Annotated in this window: 14 protein-coding genes; 2 read left to right on the top strand and 12 right to left on the bottom strand. The window is 75.7% G+C overall.

All coding sequences use genetic code 11. The features are described from left to right. Positions 1-2: 2 nt before the first annotated feature. A complete protein-coding gene (locus tag K1Y72_RS12775) occupies positions 3-1229 on the top strand; it encodes an MFS transporter (protein ID WP_220166348.1) in 1227 nt (408 codons plus the stop codon). Between the two features lie 3 nt (positions 1230-1232). On the opposite strand, the gene K1Y72_RS12780 is transcribed toward K1Y72_RS12775, so the two are convergent. Further along, the gene (locus K1Y72_RS12780) at positions 1233-1871 is read right to left on the bottom strand and encodes a LysE family translocator (protein WP_220166350.1); all 639 of its coding nucleotides are present in this window, start codon (positions 1869-1871) and stop codon (positions 1233-1235) included. 125 nt (positions 1872-1996) lie between these two features. On the opposite strand from K1Y72_RS12780, the gene K1Y72_RS12785 reads away from it, so the two are divergent. Then, complete coding sequence (locus tag K1Y72_RS12785; protein WP_220166352.1) at positions 1997-3424, top strand: methyltransferase domain-containing protein; 1428 nt, start codon at positions 1997-1999, stop codon at positions 3422-3424. Between the two features lie 6 nt (positions 3425-3430). On the opposite strand, the gene K1Y72_RS12790 is transcribed toward K1Y72_RS12785, so the two are convergent. The 11 genes from K1Y72_RS12790 to K1Y72_RS12840 all read right to left on the bottom strand — a co-directional run bounded on the left by K1Y72_RS12790 (position 3431) and on the right by K1Y72_RS12840 (position 13908). Continuing rightward, a complete protein-coding gene (locus K1Y72_RS12790; RefSeq protein WP_258572355.1) occupies positions 3431-4006 on the bottom strand; it encodes a HEAT repeat domain-containing protein in 576 nt (191 codons plus the stop codon). Positions 4007-4097: 91 nt separating this feature from the next. Further along, on the bottom strand, positions 4098-4892 hold the full coding sequence (locus tag K1Y72_RS12795) for an SDR family NAD(P)-dependent oxidoreductase (protein WP_220166354.1): 795 nt from the start codon (positions 4890-4892) through the stop codon (positions 4098-4100). 44 nt (positions 4893-4936) lie between these two features. Further along, complete coding sequence (locus K1Y72_RS12800; protein WP_220166356.1) at positions 4937-5731, bottom strand: ABC transporter permease; 795 nt, start codon at positions 5729-5731, stop codon at positions 4937-4939. Continuing rightward, entirely contained in the window at positions 5728-6612 is an 885-nt protein-coding gene (locus tag K1Y72_RS12805; RefSeq protein ID WP_220166358.1) for an ABC transporter ATP-binding protein, read from the bottom strand. Before K1Y72_RS12805 ends, K1Y72_RS12800 begins: the two co-directional genes overlap by 4 nt. A gap of 73 nt (positions 6613-6685) precedes the next feature. Continuing rightward, positions 6686-7411, bottom strand: a complete 726-nt coding sequence (locus tag K1Y72_RS12810; protein ID WP_308287036.1) for a response regulator transcription factor — start codon at positions 7409-7411, stop codon at positions 6686-6688. 20 nt (positions 7412-7431) lie between these two features. Beyond that, complete coding sequence (locus tag K1Y72_RS12815; protein WP_220166360.1) at positions 7432-7872, bottom strand: response regulator; 441 nt, start codon at positions 7870-7872, stop codon at positions 7432-7434. Positions 7873-7875: 3 nt separating this feature from the next. Next, positions 7876-9528, bottom strand: coding sequence for a sensor histidine kinase (locus K1Y72_RS12820; protein WP_308287037.1), 1653 nt, complete (start codon positions 9526-9528; stop codon positions 7876-7878). A gap of 65 nt (positions 9529-9593) precedes the next feature. Next, positions 9594-10781, bottom strand: a complete 1188-nt coding sequence (locus K1Y72_RS12825) for a sensor histidine kinase (protein ID WP_308287038.1) — start codon at positions 10779-10781, stop codon at positions 9594-9596. Positions 10782-10817: 36 nt separating this feature from the next. Continuing rightward, positions 10818-11990 carry a L,D-transpeptidase gene (locus K1Y72_RS12830; RefSeq protein WP_220166364.1) on the bottom strand — a complete coding sequence of 391 codons (1173 nt, stop codon included), beginning with the start codon at positions 11988-11990 and terminating at the stop codon, positions 10818-10820. Between the two features lie 140 nt (positions 11991-12130). Next, entirely contained in the window at positions 12131-12916 is a 786-nt protein-coding gene (gene pgl, locus K1Y72_RS12835; protein ID WP_220166365.1) for a 6-phosphogluconolactonase, read from the bottom strand. Then, complete coding sequence (locus K1Y72_RS12840) at positions 12913-13908, bottom strand: glucose-6-phosphate dehydrogenase assembly protein OpcA (protein WP_220166366.1); 996 nt, start codon at positions 13906-13908, stop codon at positions 12913-12915. Before K1Y72_RS12840 ends, pgl begins: the two co-directional genes overlap by 4 nt. Between the last annotated feature and the right edge of the window lie 2 nt (positions 13909-13910).

Consider the following 13910-nt stretch of genomic DNA (forward strand, 5'->3'; position numbering starts at 1 on the left):
TCGTGACGGTCGTCGCGGTGGTCGAGGCGGAGCGGTCGGGCGGGCGGAACACGGCGGTGCTCGTGGTGTTCACGGCCCTGACGAACCTCGCGGACGGCGTCGCCAAGGTGGCGTTGCCGCTGATGGCGACGCAGGTCACGCGGTCGCCGGCGCTGGTGTCCGGGGTCGGGCTGACGCTGACGCTGCCGTGGCTGCTGACGGCGCTGCACGTCGGGGTGCTCGTGGACCGCTTCGACCGGCGGATGCTGATGTGGGCGGCCGACGTGGCGCGGGTGCTGGTCCTCGCGGCGCTGCTCGCCGCGAGCGTCGCCGGGGCGGTGGGGCTGCCCGCGCTGTACGCGGCGGGCATCGCGCTCGGCACCGCCGAGGTCGTCGCGCTGACGGCGGCGACGGCGCTGGTGCCGATGGCGGTCGCGCCCGGCGGGCTGGAGCGCGCGAACGCGTGGGTGGCGGGCGCCGAGACGGCCTGCAACGAGTTCTGCGGGCCGTTCGCCGGCGGCCTGCTCGTCGCGGCGGGCGCCTCGGCGGCGCTCGGCGCCACCGGGGCCGCCTACGTCGCCTCCATGGTCGTGCTCGCGCTGCTCGCCGGGCGCTTCGCGCCGCGCGCGGACGAGGCCGGGCCGCGGGAGTCGGTCAACCGGCGGATCGGGGAGGGGCTCCGGTTCCTGTGGGACGACCGGCTGCTGCGGATCATGGCGCTGACCCTCACCGTCCTGTGCGCCTGCTGGGGCGCCTGGCTCGCGCTCATGCCGCTGATGGCGACCGCCGAGCTCGGCCTGGACGCCCGCGGCTACGGCGTCCTGCTGAGCGCGCTCGGCGCGGGCGGCCTCGCCGGCGCCGTCGCGGTGGCGCCGCTGAACCGGCTCCTCGGGCGCCGCTGGTCGATGTTCGCCGACCTGGCCGGCACCGCCGCGATGATGGCCGTCCCCGCGTTCGTCGGCGGGCTCTGGCCGGTCGCCGCCGCCGCGTTCGCCGGCGGCATGGGCGGCATCCTCTGGACGGTCAACTCGCGCACGCTGAGCCAGCGCAGGGTGCCGACGGGCCTCATGGGCCGCTACAACGCCGCCGCGCGCCTGTTCAGCTGGGGCGCGATGCCGCTCGGCGCCGCCGTCGTCGGCGTGCTCGCCGAGGCGGCCGGGATGCGGGCGGCGTTCGCGGTGTTCGCCGCCGCCGTGCTGGTGACGGTCGTCCCGTTCCTGCGCGTGGCGAGGAGCGCGGCGCTGGAGTAGCCGTCAGTCGCCGAAGGCGAGGCGCAGCCCGAACGCCGCGATGACGGTCCCGGCGACGCGGTCGAGGACGCGGCGCGCCCGCGGGCGGCGCAGCCAGCCGCCGAGCACCCGCGCGAACCCGACGAGCACCGCCGACCAGGCGAGGCCGAGCACGACGTGCTCGGCGGTGAGCGCCAGCCCCATCGCGAAGTGCGGCGCGCCCTCGGGGATGAACTGCGGCAGGATCGCCACGTAGAAGACCCCGACCTTGGGGTTCAGCAGGTTCGTCGTCGTGCCCTGCCGCCAGCCCGCGAGCAGGCCGTCACGCCCGCGCGGCGCGACCGCCTCGGCGGCCTCCCCGTGGCCCCGGCCGCGCAGGGTGTCCAGCAGCATCCGGCCGCCCATCCACAGAAGGTAGGCCGCGCCCGCGTACCGGAGCACCTCGTAGGCCACGTGCGAGGCCGTCAGCAGCGCCGTGACGCCCGCCGACGTCAGCGTCCCCCACAGCAGCGTGCCGGTCTGGACGCCGAGGACGGTGCCCCAGGCGCGGCGGCGGCGGCCGAGCGCGGCCGTCCGCAGGATCAGCGCGGTGTCGAGGCCCGGTGTCAGCGTGAGGAGCCCGACGACCAGGGCGAAAGAGGCCAGAGCGGTGGAAACGTCCATCGGGGTCGAGCGTAGCGGCGCGCGCGCCGCCATGGACCGGCGGGAGCGGCGCGGCTAGGCTCACCCCGATCGGGTGGCTACACAGCGTCACCGACTGGTCCCGCCCCGGAAGGCCCCCGCACATCATGGATCACACCGCCGCCCGCCCCTTCGACGCGCTCGGGGAGCGGTACGAGCGGGCCTACGGCCACCTGCGGGAGCGGCACGCCGCGCTGGACTGGCTCTGCGCCCGGCTCCCGGCGGGCGCGCGGGTGCTGGACGTCGGCTGCGGCACCGGGCGCCCCGCCGCCGCCCGCCTCGCCGCCGCCGGGTTCGGCGTCACCGGCATCGACGTGTCGGCGACCATGGTCCAGATCGCCGCCCGGCAGGTGCCCGGCGCGCGGTTCCACCACGCCGACGTGCGCGACTTCGCCGCCGAGCCCGGCGGCTACGACGCCGTCGTGGCGTTCTTCCCGTTCCTGCAGATGCCGCGCCGCGACCTGGACCGCGTCCTCGCCCGGATGATCTCCTGGGTGGCGCCGGGCGGGCACCTGCTCCTCGCCGCCGTCCCGCTGGACGCCGAGGACCGCGCGATCACCTGGCTCGGCCAGCCGGTCCGCGCCAGCGGCCTGCCCGCCCCCGCCTACGCCGAGCGGCTCACCGCCGCCGGGCTCACCGTCCTGCACGCCCGCGTCAGCGAGTTCGTCCCCGACTACCCCGGCATGGGCCCCGAGCGGCACGTGTTCTGCTACGCGCGCCGCCCCGGCGGCCCGCCCGCGCCCGCGCACGAGCTGTGCGGCCCGCACCCGCTGCCCGAGCGCCACCGCGGGCCGCTGCCGTACGTGCCGGCCGGCTGGCTGCCGTTCGAGCGGCGCCTCGACCGCGGGGACGTGCACGTCGTCGCCAACGCCGTCGCCGGCAACACCCGGGTGCTGGACGTCGGCGGCGGCAGCGGCACGATCGCCCGCGCCATCGCCGCCCGCACCGGCGACTGCGTCATCGTCGACCCGGGCGTCGAGGCGGTCACCCTCAAGCAGCTCCAGCTCACCCCGGGCCGCGCCGAGCGGCTGCCGTTCCGCGACGGCGCCTTCGACGCCGTCGTCGCGGCCTGGACGCTGCACCACGCCGACGACCTGGTCACCTCCGTCGCCGAGATGGCGCGGGTCTGCGACGCCGCGCACCCCGCCGCGCGGATCGTCGTCGTGCAGGGCGCCCCCGACAGCCAGGTCACCGCGCTGATCAACGAGGTGTGCGCGCCGATCGCCGGGGAGCCGCCGTCCCACCAGGGGTTCCTGCTCGGCCGCGCCGCCACGGTGCTGTCCCGGCACGGCTACACCGACGTGGCGTTCCGGCGCGTCCCGCTGAACGTGCGCTTCCCCGAGCGCGAGCCGTCGCAGCGGGCCGGGCTCGCCGCCGAGACGCTGGCGAGCCTGTGGTACCACGGCCACCCCCGCCACCGGCAGATGCGCAAGGCCCTCGTGCAGCGCACCCGCGAGCACTTCGCGGGCGGCGCCACGACGCTGCGCGCCGACGGCGTCATGATGACGGCCCGCCCGCCCCGCCTGGACCCCTGACGCGCCCTACTTCAGCAGGGCCGCGGCGCGGTCCCGGACGAACTCCTCGGGGTCGTTCTGGGCGATCGCGCGGAGCGCCGGACCGAACGCCTCGTAGCCGGTGTACCCGGCGGCCCAGAGCGCGGCGTAGCGGACCCGCCCGTCCCGGTCGGCGAGCGCCGCGGAGATCCGGTCGTACACCTTGCGGTCGGGCTCGGCGGTCGCGGCGAGCCCGAGCCGCAGCACCGCCTGCCCGCGCGCCTTCGGATCCCCCGAGCGGTCGAACGCGTCGCAGAGGTCGGCGACCGTCCAGGGCGTGAGCGCCTGGGCGGCCTTGGCCGACGCCTCCTTCAGCGCGTCGGGGCGGCGGCCGGTGAACAGGTAGTAGCCGATCCCGAACATCGCGTCCTCGACGTAGTGCAGGACGGTGTCCTCGTAAGCGGACCAGGTGACCCGGCCGTCCGTGCCGGACGCGCGGTCGCGCTCGGTGACCTTGCCCATCGCCCACCGGTGGGACCTGGCGAACGCGTCCAGGTCCTCCACCGTGGTGCCGGGGCGCAGCACGCGCCGCTGGGTCTGGAACCGATCATCGCTGCGGGACATGCGGGGCATTGTGCTTCGCCCACGGCTCCCGCGCCACACGAAGCGGTAACTTTTCACCATCGACCTGCGGGGACGCGCCCCCGGCGAGCCGTCAGGGCACGATCGAGTCGACGTAGCCGCCGTCCACCCGCAGCGCGCCGCCCGTCGTCGCCGACGCCTGCTCCGACGCCAGGTAGACGCACATGTCGGCGATCTCGCGGGGCTCGATCAGCCGCCGGATCAGCGAGTTCGGCCGGAAGTCGGCCATGAACACCCGCTGCGCGTCCTCCCACGGCAGGTGCTCGCCCACCATCTCGCGGACGAACGTCTCCACGCCCTCGGTGTGCGTCGGCCCCGCGAGCACGGTGTTCACCGTGACGCCGCTGCCCGCGACGGCCTTGGCGTGGCCGCGCGAGACGGCGAGCAGCGCGGTCTTGGACACGCCGTAGTGGACCATCTCGGCGGGGATCGCCACCGCCGAGTCGCTGGCGATGAACTGCACCCGCCCCCAGCCCCGGTCGACCATCCCGGGCAGCCAGGCGCGGGTGAGCCGAACCCCGGCCAGCACGTTCACCTCGAAGTAGCGCCGCCACTCGTCGTCGTCGATGCGCAGGACCGGCTTCGGCGCGAAGATCCCGAGGCTGTTGACCAGCACGTCCACCGCCGGGACGGCCGCGACGGCGGCGGCCGCGCCGTCGGCGGTCGCCACGTCCGCGGCGACGCCGGTGATCTCGGCGTCCGGCAGGCCGGCGCGGAGCGCGGCGACCGCGGCGTCCACCCCGCCCCGGTCGCGCCCGTTGACGACGGTCGCCGCGCCGGCCCGCGCGAGGCCCGCCGCGATCGCCCGGCCGATGCCCTTGGTGGAGCCGCTGACGAACGCCGTCCGCCCCGAAAGATCGATGTTCATGCAGGTCACCTACCCCGCAGGGCGGACGATCATCGTCGCGGGGGCTACGCGACCTCGCGGCGGGCCAGGCGCCAGGCGCCGGCGGCGAGCGGCAGCGCCAGCCACACCAGCAGCGACACCCCGGCCCGCGCCCACTCCACGCCGCCGATGTGCTCGGGACGGGTCAGCGGGTCCAGCGTCTTGGCGGTGTCCAGCCAGCGGGCGGCGCCGTGCAGCCGCGCCACCATCTCCCCGAGCGTCGCCCACACCGTCGGCAGCAGGAAGTACAGGACGATCGCGAGCGGGGTGTTGGCGAACAGCGCCCCGAACGCCACGCCGATCATCGTGGTGACGACCGCGAACAGCAGCATCGTCGCGACGGGCCGCGGCTCGACCGTCCACGCCCCCGACGAACGGCCGAGCAGGGCGCCGGCCGCCCGCGCGAGGACGGCGACGGCGAGCCCCGCCGCCGTGCAGAGCGCCGCGAGCGCCGCGCAGGCCGCGAGCTTGGCCGCCAGCACCCGGTGCCGGTCCGGGACCAGCAGGAACGTCGACAGCGCCGTCCGCTGCGACCACTCGGCGGTCACGGTGAGGATGCCGAGGACCGGCAGCAGCACCGACACCCCGAGCTGCGACGCGGCGAAGAACTCGCCGAGGTCCTGGTCCGGGGCGTCCACGGTGAACAGGATCACCGGCATCAGCGCGAGCCCGGCCGCCACGATCGCGGCGAGGAGCCAGCGGCCGGACCGGGTGTCCACCGCCTTGCGCAGCTCGACCACGGTCAGGCGGACCGGCGACGGGCGCGGCGGGGCGTCCACGGCGGGCGCCGCGGCGATGGGGGAGAGGCCGGTGGCGGTCATGGCGTCGCTCCGTGGGTCAGGGTGAAGAACAGCTCCTCCAGGCCGTCGCCCCCGGCGGGGCGCAGCTCCAGCAGGACGGCCCCGGCGGCCGCGGCGGCCCGGCCGACCGCCTCGGCGGGCGCCGCGACCAGGAAGCGGCCGGTGCCGTCGGGCTCGGCGGGCAGGCCCGCGCCCCGCAGCGCGGCGTGCAGCGCGGCCGGGTCGGTGCCGCGGACGACGACGCCGGTGCCGCTCAGCAGCTCGTCGCGGGTGCCCTGGGCGGCGATCCGGCCGCCCGCGATCACCACGAACCGGTCGGCGACCGCCTCCACCTCCCGCAGCAGGTGCGAGGACAGCAGGACGGTGCCGCCCCGGTCGGCGAAGCCGCGCAGCAGCGTCCGCATCCAGAAGATGCCCTCGGGGTCCAGGCCGTTGGCCGGCTCGTCCAGGATCAGCACGCTCGGCTCGCCGACCAGCGCCTGCGCGAGGCCGAGGCGCTGGCGCATGCCGAGCGAGTAGGCGCCGACGCGCTTGCCGGCGGCCTTGGCGGGCAGCCCGACGGTCTCCAGCAGCTCGCCGACGCGGCTCCGGTCCGCGCCGGTGGCGAGCGCCGTGAGGGTGAGGACCTCGCGGCCCGTGCGGCCCGCGTGCTGGGCGGCGGCGTCCAGCAGCACCCCGACGTGCCGCCCCGGGTTGGGGATGCGCCGGTAGGGGACGCCGTGGACGGTCGCGGTCCCCTCCGTCGGCGGCGTCAGGCCGCAGATCATCCGCAGGGTGGTGGACTTGCCGGCGCCGTTCGGGCCGAGGAAGCCGGTGACGGTGCCGGGGGCGCAGGCGAACGACACGTCCCGCACCGCGTCCGCGCCCCCGTAGCGTTTGCTCAGCCGGGAAACTTCGATCATGCGTCCAGGCTGCCCGGCGGGGCCGGGGCGGCGGCACCGCCGAAGGTCGGGACCCGGCGGACCGAAGTCGGTCCTAGCGGTGGCCGAAGGACGGCCCGCCCGGGGCCGGGCCGTCCTCGCCGGCGTCGTGGACCAGCAGCGCGATCTGCACCCGGTTGTTCAGCTCCAGCTTGGCCAGCAGCCGCGACACGTACGCCTTCACCGTCGCGACGCTGAGCGACAGCTCCGCGCCGATCTCGCCGTTGGTGAGGCCCCGGCCGACCAGCGCCGCGACGGCCCGCTCGCTCCCGCCGAGCCGCCCGAGCAGCTCCACCGCCCGCGCCCGGCGCGGGTCGGCGCCCGCCCCGGCGACGTAGGCCATCAGCCGCCGCAGCACGTCCGGCGACAGCATCGGCTCGCCCGCCGCGACCCGCCGGATCGCCTGGGCGATCTGCGGCGGCGGGGTGTGCTTCAGCAGGAACCCGCCCGCGCCCGCGCGCAGCGCCCGCAGGACGTGCTCGTCGGAGTCGAACGTGGTCAAGATGATGATTTCGGGCGGGTCGCGGCGGGCCCGCAGCAGCTCGGTCGCCGCGAGGCCGTCGACGCGCGGCATCCGGATGTCCATCAGGACCACGTCGGGGCGGAGCGCGTTGACGGCCGCGACGACCTCGGCGCCGTCGGCGGCGTCGCCGACCACCGCCAGGTCGCCCGCGCTCGCCAGCATCATCGCGAGACCGGCCCGCACCAGCGGGTCGTCGTCCACGATCAGCACCCGGACGGCCCCGCCCGCCGGGCCGCCGTCCACCGGGTCAGCGTCCACCGGGCCAGCCTACGGGCCGGTCAGCGGCCCGGCAGCCGCACGACGGTGACGAAGAACTCGTCGATCTGCCGGATCGCGGAGATGAACCGGTCGAAGTCGACGGGCTTGGTGACGTAGGCGTTGGCGTGCAGGTTGTAGCTGCGCACCACGTCCTCCTCGGCCGAGGAGGTGGTGAGCACCACGACCGGGATGACCGCCAGGTCGGGGTCGGACTTGATCTGGGCGAGGACCTCGCGGCCGTCGTACTTGGGCAGGTTGAGGTCCAGCAGGATGAGGTCGGGGCGCGGCGCGTCGGCGTGCGGGCCGCGCCGGTACAGGAAGTCCAGGGCCTCCATGCCGTCGCGGGTGACGTGCAGGTTGTTGCCGACCTTGTTGTCCTCGAACGCCTCGCGGGTCATCAGCTCGTCGCCCGGGTCGTCCTCGACCAGCAGGACCTCGATGGGCTTCAGCGGAGTGGTCACGGGTCAGGCTCCTTGGGCGGAGGTGGCGGGGGAGGCGAGGGCGTCCCCGGTCTCGTCGGTGCCGGTCTCGTCGGTGTCGGCGTCCTCGGCGGCGGGCTCCTCGGGCGCGCGCGGCAGGGTGAAGCGGATGCTGGTGCCCTCGGCGACGTCGCCGTCGATCCAGATGCGGCCGCCGTGGCTCTCCACGATCTTCTTGCAGAGGGCCAGGCCGATGCCGGTGCCGCCGTAGGCGTCGCGGGTGTGCAGCCGCTGGAAGATCACGAAGACCTTGTCGGCGAACTCGGGCGGGATGCCGATGCCGTTGTCGGTGACGGCGAGCTCCAGCCCCTCGTCGGTCCCGACACAGGTGATCTCGATGACGGGGGCCCGGTCGGGCGCGCGGAACTTGATCGCGTTGCCGACCAGGTTCTGCCAGAGCAGGTTGATCAGCGTGGGGACGGCGACGACGTCGGGCATCCGTTCCGGCCGCTCGATCCGGGCGCCGCTCTCCTCGATCGCGGTCTCCAGGCTGTCCAGGGCCTTGCCGAGCGCGGCGTCCAGCGGGAACCGCTCGCGGTCGTCGTCCAGGCGCCCGACCCGCGAGAACGCCAGCAGGTCGTTGATCAGCACCTGCATGCGCTTGGCGCCGTCCACGGCGAACGCGATGTACTGCTTGGCGCGGTCGTCGAGCTGGTCGGCGTAGCGGCGCTCCAGCATCTGGCAGAACGAGGCGACCTTGCGGAGCGGCTCCTGCAGGTCGTGGCTGGCGACGTAGGCGAACTGCTCCAGCTCGGTGTTGGAGCGGCGCAGCTCGGCGGCCTGGGAGTCCAGCTCGGCGGCCTGGCTGCGCAGCAGCTCCTCGCGCCGCTCGGCCTGGGTCAGCGCCACCACGATCTTGTGGCGCATGTTCTCGACGTCGCTGGCCAGGTCCCGCACGTCGGCGGGGCCGGACGGGGCGATGGAGTGCCCGAAGTCGCCGTCGGCGACGCGCCGGGAGTCACGGCGCAGGGCGTTCAGGGGGCGGCCGACGGTGAACTGGAGCAGCACGGCCAGCAGCACGCCGGTGGCGAGGAACGCCGCCAGCATCCCGGCGAACACCCAGTTGCGGACGGTGCGGGTGTGCACCAGGTCCTTGCGGCTCTCGGTCCGCCAGGCCGACAGGTGCGCGTCCTGCACCGACCACTTGGCGCGCAGCGCGTCGAAGTCGCGCTTGCCCTGGTCGTTCAGGCCCGTGGGCACCGAGTCCTCGCCGTCCTTGGCGACGGTGGCGATCACCGCGTCGGCGTACTGGCGGCGCCAGGCGTCGGCGGCGGCGCGGGTGGCGGCGACGTCGCGCCCGGTCTCGCCGTGGTCGCCGGCGTAGCCGAGCAGCTCGTCGGCGGCGGCCTTCTCGTCGCGCCTGCCCTGCTCGTAGGGCTCCAGGAAGCTGCGGTCGCCGGTGATGGCGTAGCCGCGGATGCCGGTCTCCTGGTCCAGCAGGGCGGCCTGCATCTGGTACGAGGCGATGCGGGCCGGCGCGATCTGGTCGACGAGCCGGTCGGAGACCTGGCTCGTGCGGTGCAGCAGCGAGTTGCCGACCACGGCGAAGGCGACGACCATCACGCCCATCGCGAGCAGCGCCAGGACGAACCAGGCGCGGACGGTCAGGCGCCGGGCCGGCGCGGAGTTGGAGCTCACACCGTCACGCATCCTCACAGTTCCGGCGGGGGGAAGGCTGCGATGACAATACTTGCCGGGCGGCATCAATGCCCACTCGACGCGGCCGTCCCGTCCGGTGCCGCCGCCCGGGCCCGGCCGGGCACGGGCAGCCGGGCCGACAGCCGCCAGCGGCCGTCGTCGCCGGGGCCGTGCTCCAGCGAGCCGCCCGCGAGGCCCGCCCGCTCGCGCAGCCCGAGCAGGCCGTTGCCCGAGCCGGGCGGCGCGGCCCGCGCCGGGCCGGCCGGCAGCGGGTTGGCGACCTCGACGCGCAGCCCGGCGGCGTCCAGCTCCAGGACGACGCTGACGGGCGCGCCCGGGGCGTGCCTGCGGGCGTTGGTGAGGCCCTCCTGCACGATCCGGTAGGCGTGCCGGCCGATCACCTGCGGGACGTCGGCGGCGCGGGGGACCCGGTCGGCCAGGTCCACGCGGGCGCCCGCCGCCCGCGACTGGTCGACGAGCGCGGGAACGTCGGCGAGGCTCGGCTGCGGCGGCTCGGGGACGTCGCCGCCGCCGCTGCGCAGCACCCCGATGACGAGCCGCAGGTCCTCCATCGCGTCGTGGGCGCCGCGCCGGATCACCCCGGCCGCCGCGCGCTGGCGCTCGGTGGCGTCCGCGCCGAACTCCAGCGCGCCCGCCTGGACGGCGAGCAGCGAGATGCGGTGGGCGAGCACGTCGTGCATCTCGCGGGCGATCCGCTCGCGCTCCAGCAGCCGCGCCTCCTCCACCCGCAGCCGCTGGCTCTCCTCGGCCTGGCGGGCGCGCTCGGCGAGCGAGGCGATGAGCGCCCGCCGCGACCGCAGCAGCATCCCGAGCGAGGCGATCACCACCAGGGCGAGCACGAACACCACGATCGACGACAGCCGCTCGCCCGGATCGGCCATCGGCGCGAGCAGGAACGTCACGGTGACGAACGCGCAGTCCAGCGCGGCGACCGCGAGGGTCGCCCGCCACGAGCGGTGCACCCCGACCGCGAACAGCCCGACCGCCATGGCGCCCATCGCGAGGCCCGACAGCAGGCTGAGCGCGGTGCCGAGCAGCGCCGTCCCGACCGGCCGCCGGCGCCGGTACAGCGTCACGGCGAGGATGGCGACCGCCCCGATGGCGACGTCGCGGACGACGGACGGCTGCTCGTGCTCGGGGAAGCTCTCGCGGGCGCCTTCGAGCATGACGGCCCCGATCACCGCCGCCGCACCGAGGAGGCCGAGATCGTGCGCCGCGCGCCGCAGGTCCACACCGTCACATTAAAGGATGGACCGGTCGGCGGCCGGTCAGAGTCTCCCGGGCGTCACGGGCCGGCCGAGGGCGCTGCCCTGGAGCCAGGTCTCCCACGACACCGCCCACGGCGTTGGGCCGTTGCCGAACCTCAGCTTCCGGGACGTCCCGGTGATCTCGATGATGTCGCCCTTGTTGGTGAACTCGTAGAACCACTTGGCGTCGCTCGGCGAGGCGTTCACGCAGCCGTGGCTGACGTTGGAGTTGCCCTGCGCGCCGGTGGACCAGGGCGCCGCGTGCACGAACGTGCCGCTGTAGGTGAGGCGGACGTTCCACTTGGTGGGGATGCGGTAGGCGCCGGGGTCGCCGGTGGTGGCCGAGTCCATGACGATGTTCGCGGCCTTCTCCTGGGCGATCATGACGCCGGTGTAGCTGTCGTCGCCGGGCTTGCCGAGGCTGACCTTCATCGTCCGGACCACCCGGCCGCCGTCGGTGACCTTCGCCTCGTGCCGCTTCGCCGACACGGTGGTGACGTGGCGCGGCCCGACGGTGAAGCTCAGCGAGCGGTCCTTGGTGCCGTACACGCCGTCGGCGACCTTCACTCCGGCGAGATGGGCGACGACCTGCACCTTCTGCCCGGTCGGCCAGTACTCGCGCGGCCGGAAGTCGACCTCGCGGTCACTGATCCAGTTCCAGGCGCCCGGGACGGGCTGCGACATCCGGACCTCCAGCGACCGCTCGACGGCGGCGCGGGCCTCCTTGGTCGCCACCGGCCGCGACAGCATGAGCTGCACCGGGATGCCGACGCCCACCGTGTCGCCCTCCAGCGGCGCCATGCCGCTCTCCAGCTTCTTGCGGGGCGCCAGGGTGGTGAACGTCGAGGTGGCCGTGCCGCCGTCCGCGGCCCTGGCCGTCAGGGTGTAGGTGGTGGCGGGCTTGAGGCCCCAGGAGGTCCGCCAGGACGCGCCGTCGGCGGCGAGGGCGCCCTCGGCCTCGGCGCCCTTGGCGTCGGCGAGCGTGACGGACGCGAGCCTGCCCTTGGCGGCCTTGACGGTGACCGGCTGGTCGGGCGCCACGTCCTTGCTCCCGTTCGCCGGGGTGATCGCCGGGGGAGTCGCGGCGTCCTTGCCGCCGTCCCCGCCGTTCTTGCCGCCCGTGCCGCCGCCTCCCGACGAGCAGCCGGCGAGCGCCAGCAGGACCGCTCCGGAGACCGCCGTCCCCGCCCTCATCGTCCGTACCGTCGGCACCGTGGAACCTCCTCCGGTCGTGCGCGTCGGATGCCCGTCAAAAGGTGTTCCCCCGCCCGCCAGAGTATGCGGCGGACGGGGGAACGGCCCTGCGACGTCGGATGCGCGAGGCCGGGCGGGCGTCACGGGGAGGCGATGCGCTCCAGGCCCGGCGGCAGCTCGGCGGCCGCCGCCCGGTCGAGCAGGAACACCGTGGCCCGGCGGCCCCGCGCCCCGGCCGCCGGGACCTGCAGCGGCCCGGCCTCGGGGTCGAGGGCGAGCCGCACGGCCTGCGCCTTGGACTCCCCGGAGGCGAGCACCCAGACCTCCTCGGCCGCCCGGATCGCCGGGAACGTCAGCGAGATCCGCACCGGCGGCGGCTTCGGCGACCCGTGCACCGCCACCACCGTCCGCTCCTCCTCGCGCAGCGCGGGCAGCTCGGGGAACAGCGACGCCACGTGCGCGTCGGGGCCGATGCCGAGCAGCACCACGTCGAAGCGCGGCGCCGGCCCGTGGTCCTCGGGACGGGCGGCGGCGCGCAGCTCGGCGGCGTACCGCTCGGCGGCCGCCTCCGGGTCGTCGCCGTCGGGGCCGTCGGACGCGCCCATCGCGTGCACCCGCGCCGGGTCCAGCGGCACGTGGTCGAGCAGCGCGCCGCGCGCGCCCGTCTCGTTGCGCTCCTCGTCGCCGGCCGGCAGGAACCGCTCGTCGCCCCACCAGACGTCGAGGCGGCCCCAGTCGATGGCGTCGCGCGCCCCGAGGGCGTTCAGCTCGGCGAGCACCGCCGTCCCGACGCCGCCGCCGGTCAGCACGACCGACGCCGAGCCGCGGTCGGCCTGCGCCTCCACGATCCGGGTGACGAGGCGGTCGGCGACGGCCTGCGCGAGCAGCTTCTGGTCCTGGTGGACCACCACCTGCGGCGGCGTCACTTCTTGCCCTCCCCGCCGCCGGCCGCCTTCCGCGGGGCCGGCTTCGGCTTCTCCTCGGGAGCCGCCTCGGCGGAGCCCCCGGCGGCCTGCTGCTTGGCGAACTTCTTGGCGGCGTCCTCGTACACCTCGTCGGGGTCGAGGCGCCGCAGCTCCTCGGCGAGCAGGTCCGACAGCGGGCGGCGCAGCAGCGCCACCTGCCGGTCGGGCTGCCCGGGCCGCGCCAGCGTCGCGACCCGCCCGTCCGGGCGCGAGATCGCGACGTCGCCGTCCTTGGTGCGCAGGACGACGCCGGTGATGCCGGGCCCGTCGGACACCTCGCGGCCGACCGCGACGCCGAGCCGGACCGACAGCCACGCCGCCAGCAGCTCGGCGCTCGGGCTGTCGGGCTCGCCGGACACCGTGCCGCCGGTGACCTCGGCGGTCGGCTGGTCCAGGGTGGCGGCCAGCAGCGTCCGCCACGAGGTGAGCCGGGTCCAGGAGAAGTCGGTGTCGCCCGGGTGGTAGTCCTCGGCGAGCCGGACCAGGGTGCCGAGCCGGTCGCGGGCGGCATAGGAGTCGGTGACGCGGCGCGCGGCGAGCGCCCCGAGCGGGTCCCCGGCCGGCGACTTCGGCACCTTGCCGCCCGGCCACCAGGTGACGACGGGCGTGTCGGGCATGAGCAGCGGCACGACGACCGAGTCGGCGTGCTCGGCGAGCGGCCCGTACATGCGGAGCAGCACCGTCTCGCCGGGGCCGGTCTCGCCCATCCGGATCTCGGCGTCCAGCCGCGAGGAGCTGCCGCGGGCGTCCCGGCTGATCACGGTGAGCACCCGGCAGGGGTGCTCGCGGGCCGCCTCGGTCGCCGCGCGCACCGCGTCGTACTGCGCCGACTCGTCGGTCACGATGATCAGGGTGAGCACCATGCCGACCGCCGGGCCGCCCATGAGGTGGCGGGCCTGGGTGAGCGCGTCCTGGATGCGGCGCGTCGTGGTGTCGGTGAGGTCGATGTTCATTC

Source organism: Actinomadura parmotrematis (assembly GCF_019458805.1).
GTDB lineage: Bacteria > Actinomycetota > Actinomycetes > Streptosporangiales > Streptosporangiaceae > Spirillospora > Spirillospora parmotrematis.

Coding starts and splice junctions, on each gene's coding strand:
- K1Y72_RS12780 (WP_220166350.1), bottom strand. CDS start 1,871: ATGGACGTTTCCACCGCTCTGGCCTCTTTCGCCCTGGTCGTCGGGCTC.
- K1Y72_RS12785 (WP_220166352.1), top strand. CDS start 1,997: ATGGATCACACCGCCGCCCGCCCCTTCGACGCGCTCGGGGAGCGGTAC.
- K1Y72_RS12790 (WP_258572355.1), bottom strand. CDS start 4,006: ATGTCCCGCAGCGATGATCGGTTCCAGACCCAGCGGCGCGTGCTGCGC.
- K1Y72_RS12795 (WP_220166354.1), bottom strand. CDS start 4,892: ATGAACATCGATCTTTCGGGGCGGACGGCGTTCGTCAGCGGCTCCACC.
- K1Y72_RS12800 (WP_220166356.1), bottom strand. CDS start 5,731: ATGACCGCCACCGGCCTCTCCCCCATCGCCGCGGCGCCCGCCGTGGAC.
- K1Y72_RS12805 (WP_220166358.1), bottom strand. CDS start 6,612: ATGATCGAAGTTTCCCGGCTGAGCAAACGCTACGGGGGCGCGGACGCG.
- K1Y72_RS12830 (WP_220166364.1), bottom strand. CDS start 11,990: ATGAGGGCGGGGACGGCGGTCTCCGGAGCGGTCCTGCTGGCGCTCGCC.
- K1Y72_RS12840 (WP_220166366.1), bottom strand. CDS start 13,908: ATGAACATCGACCTCACCGACACCACGACGCGCCGCATCCAGGACGCG.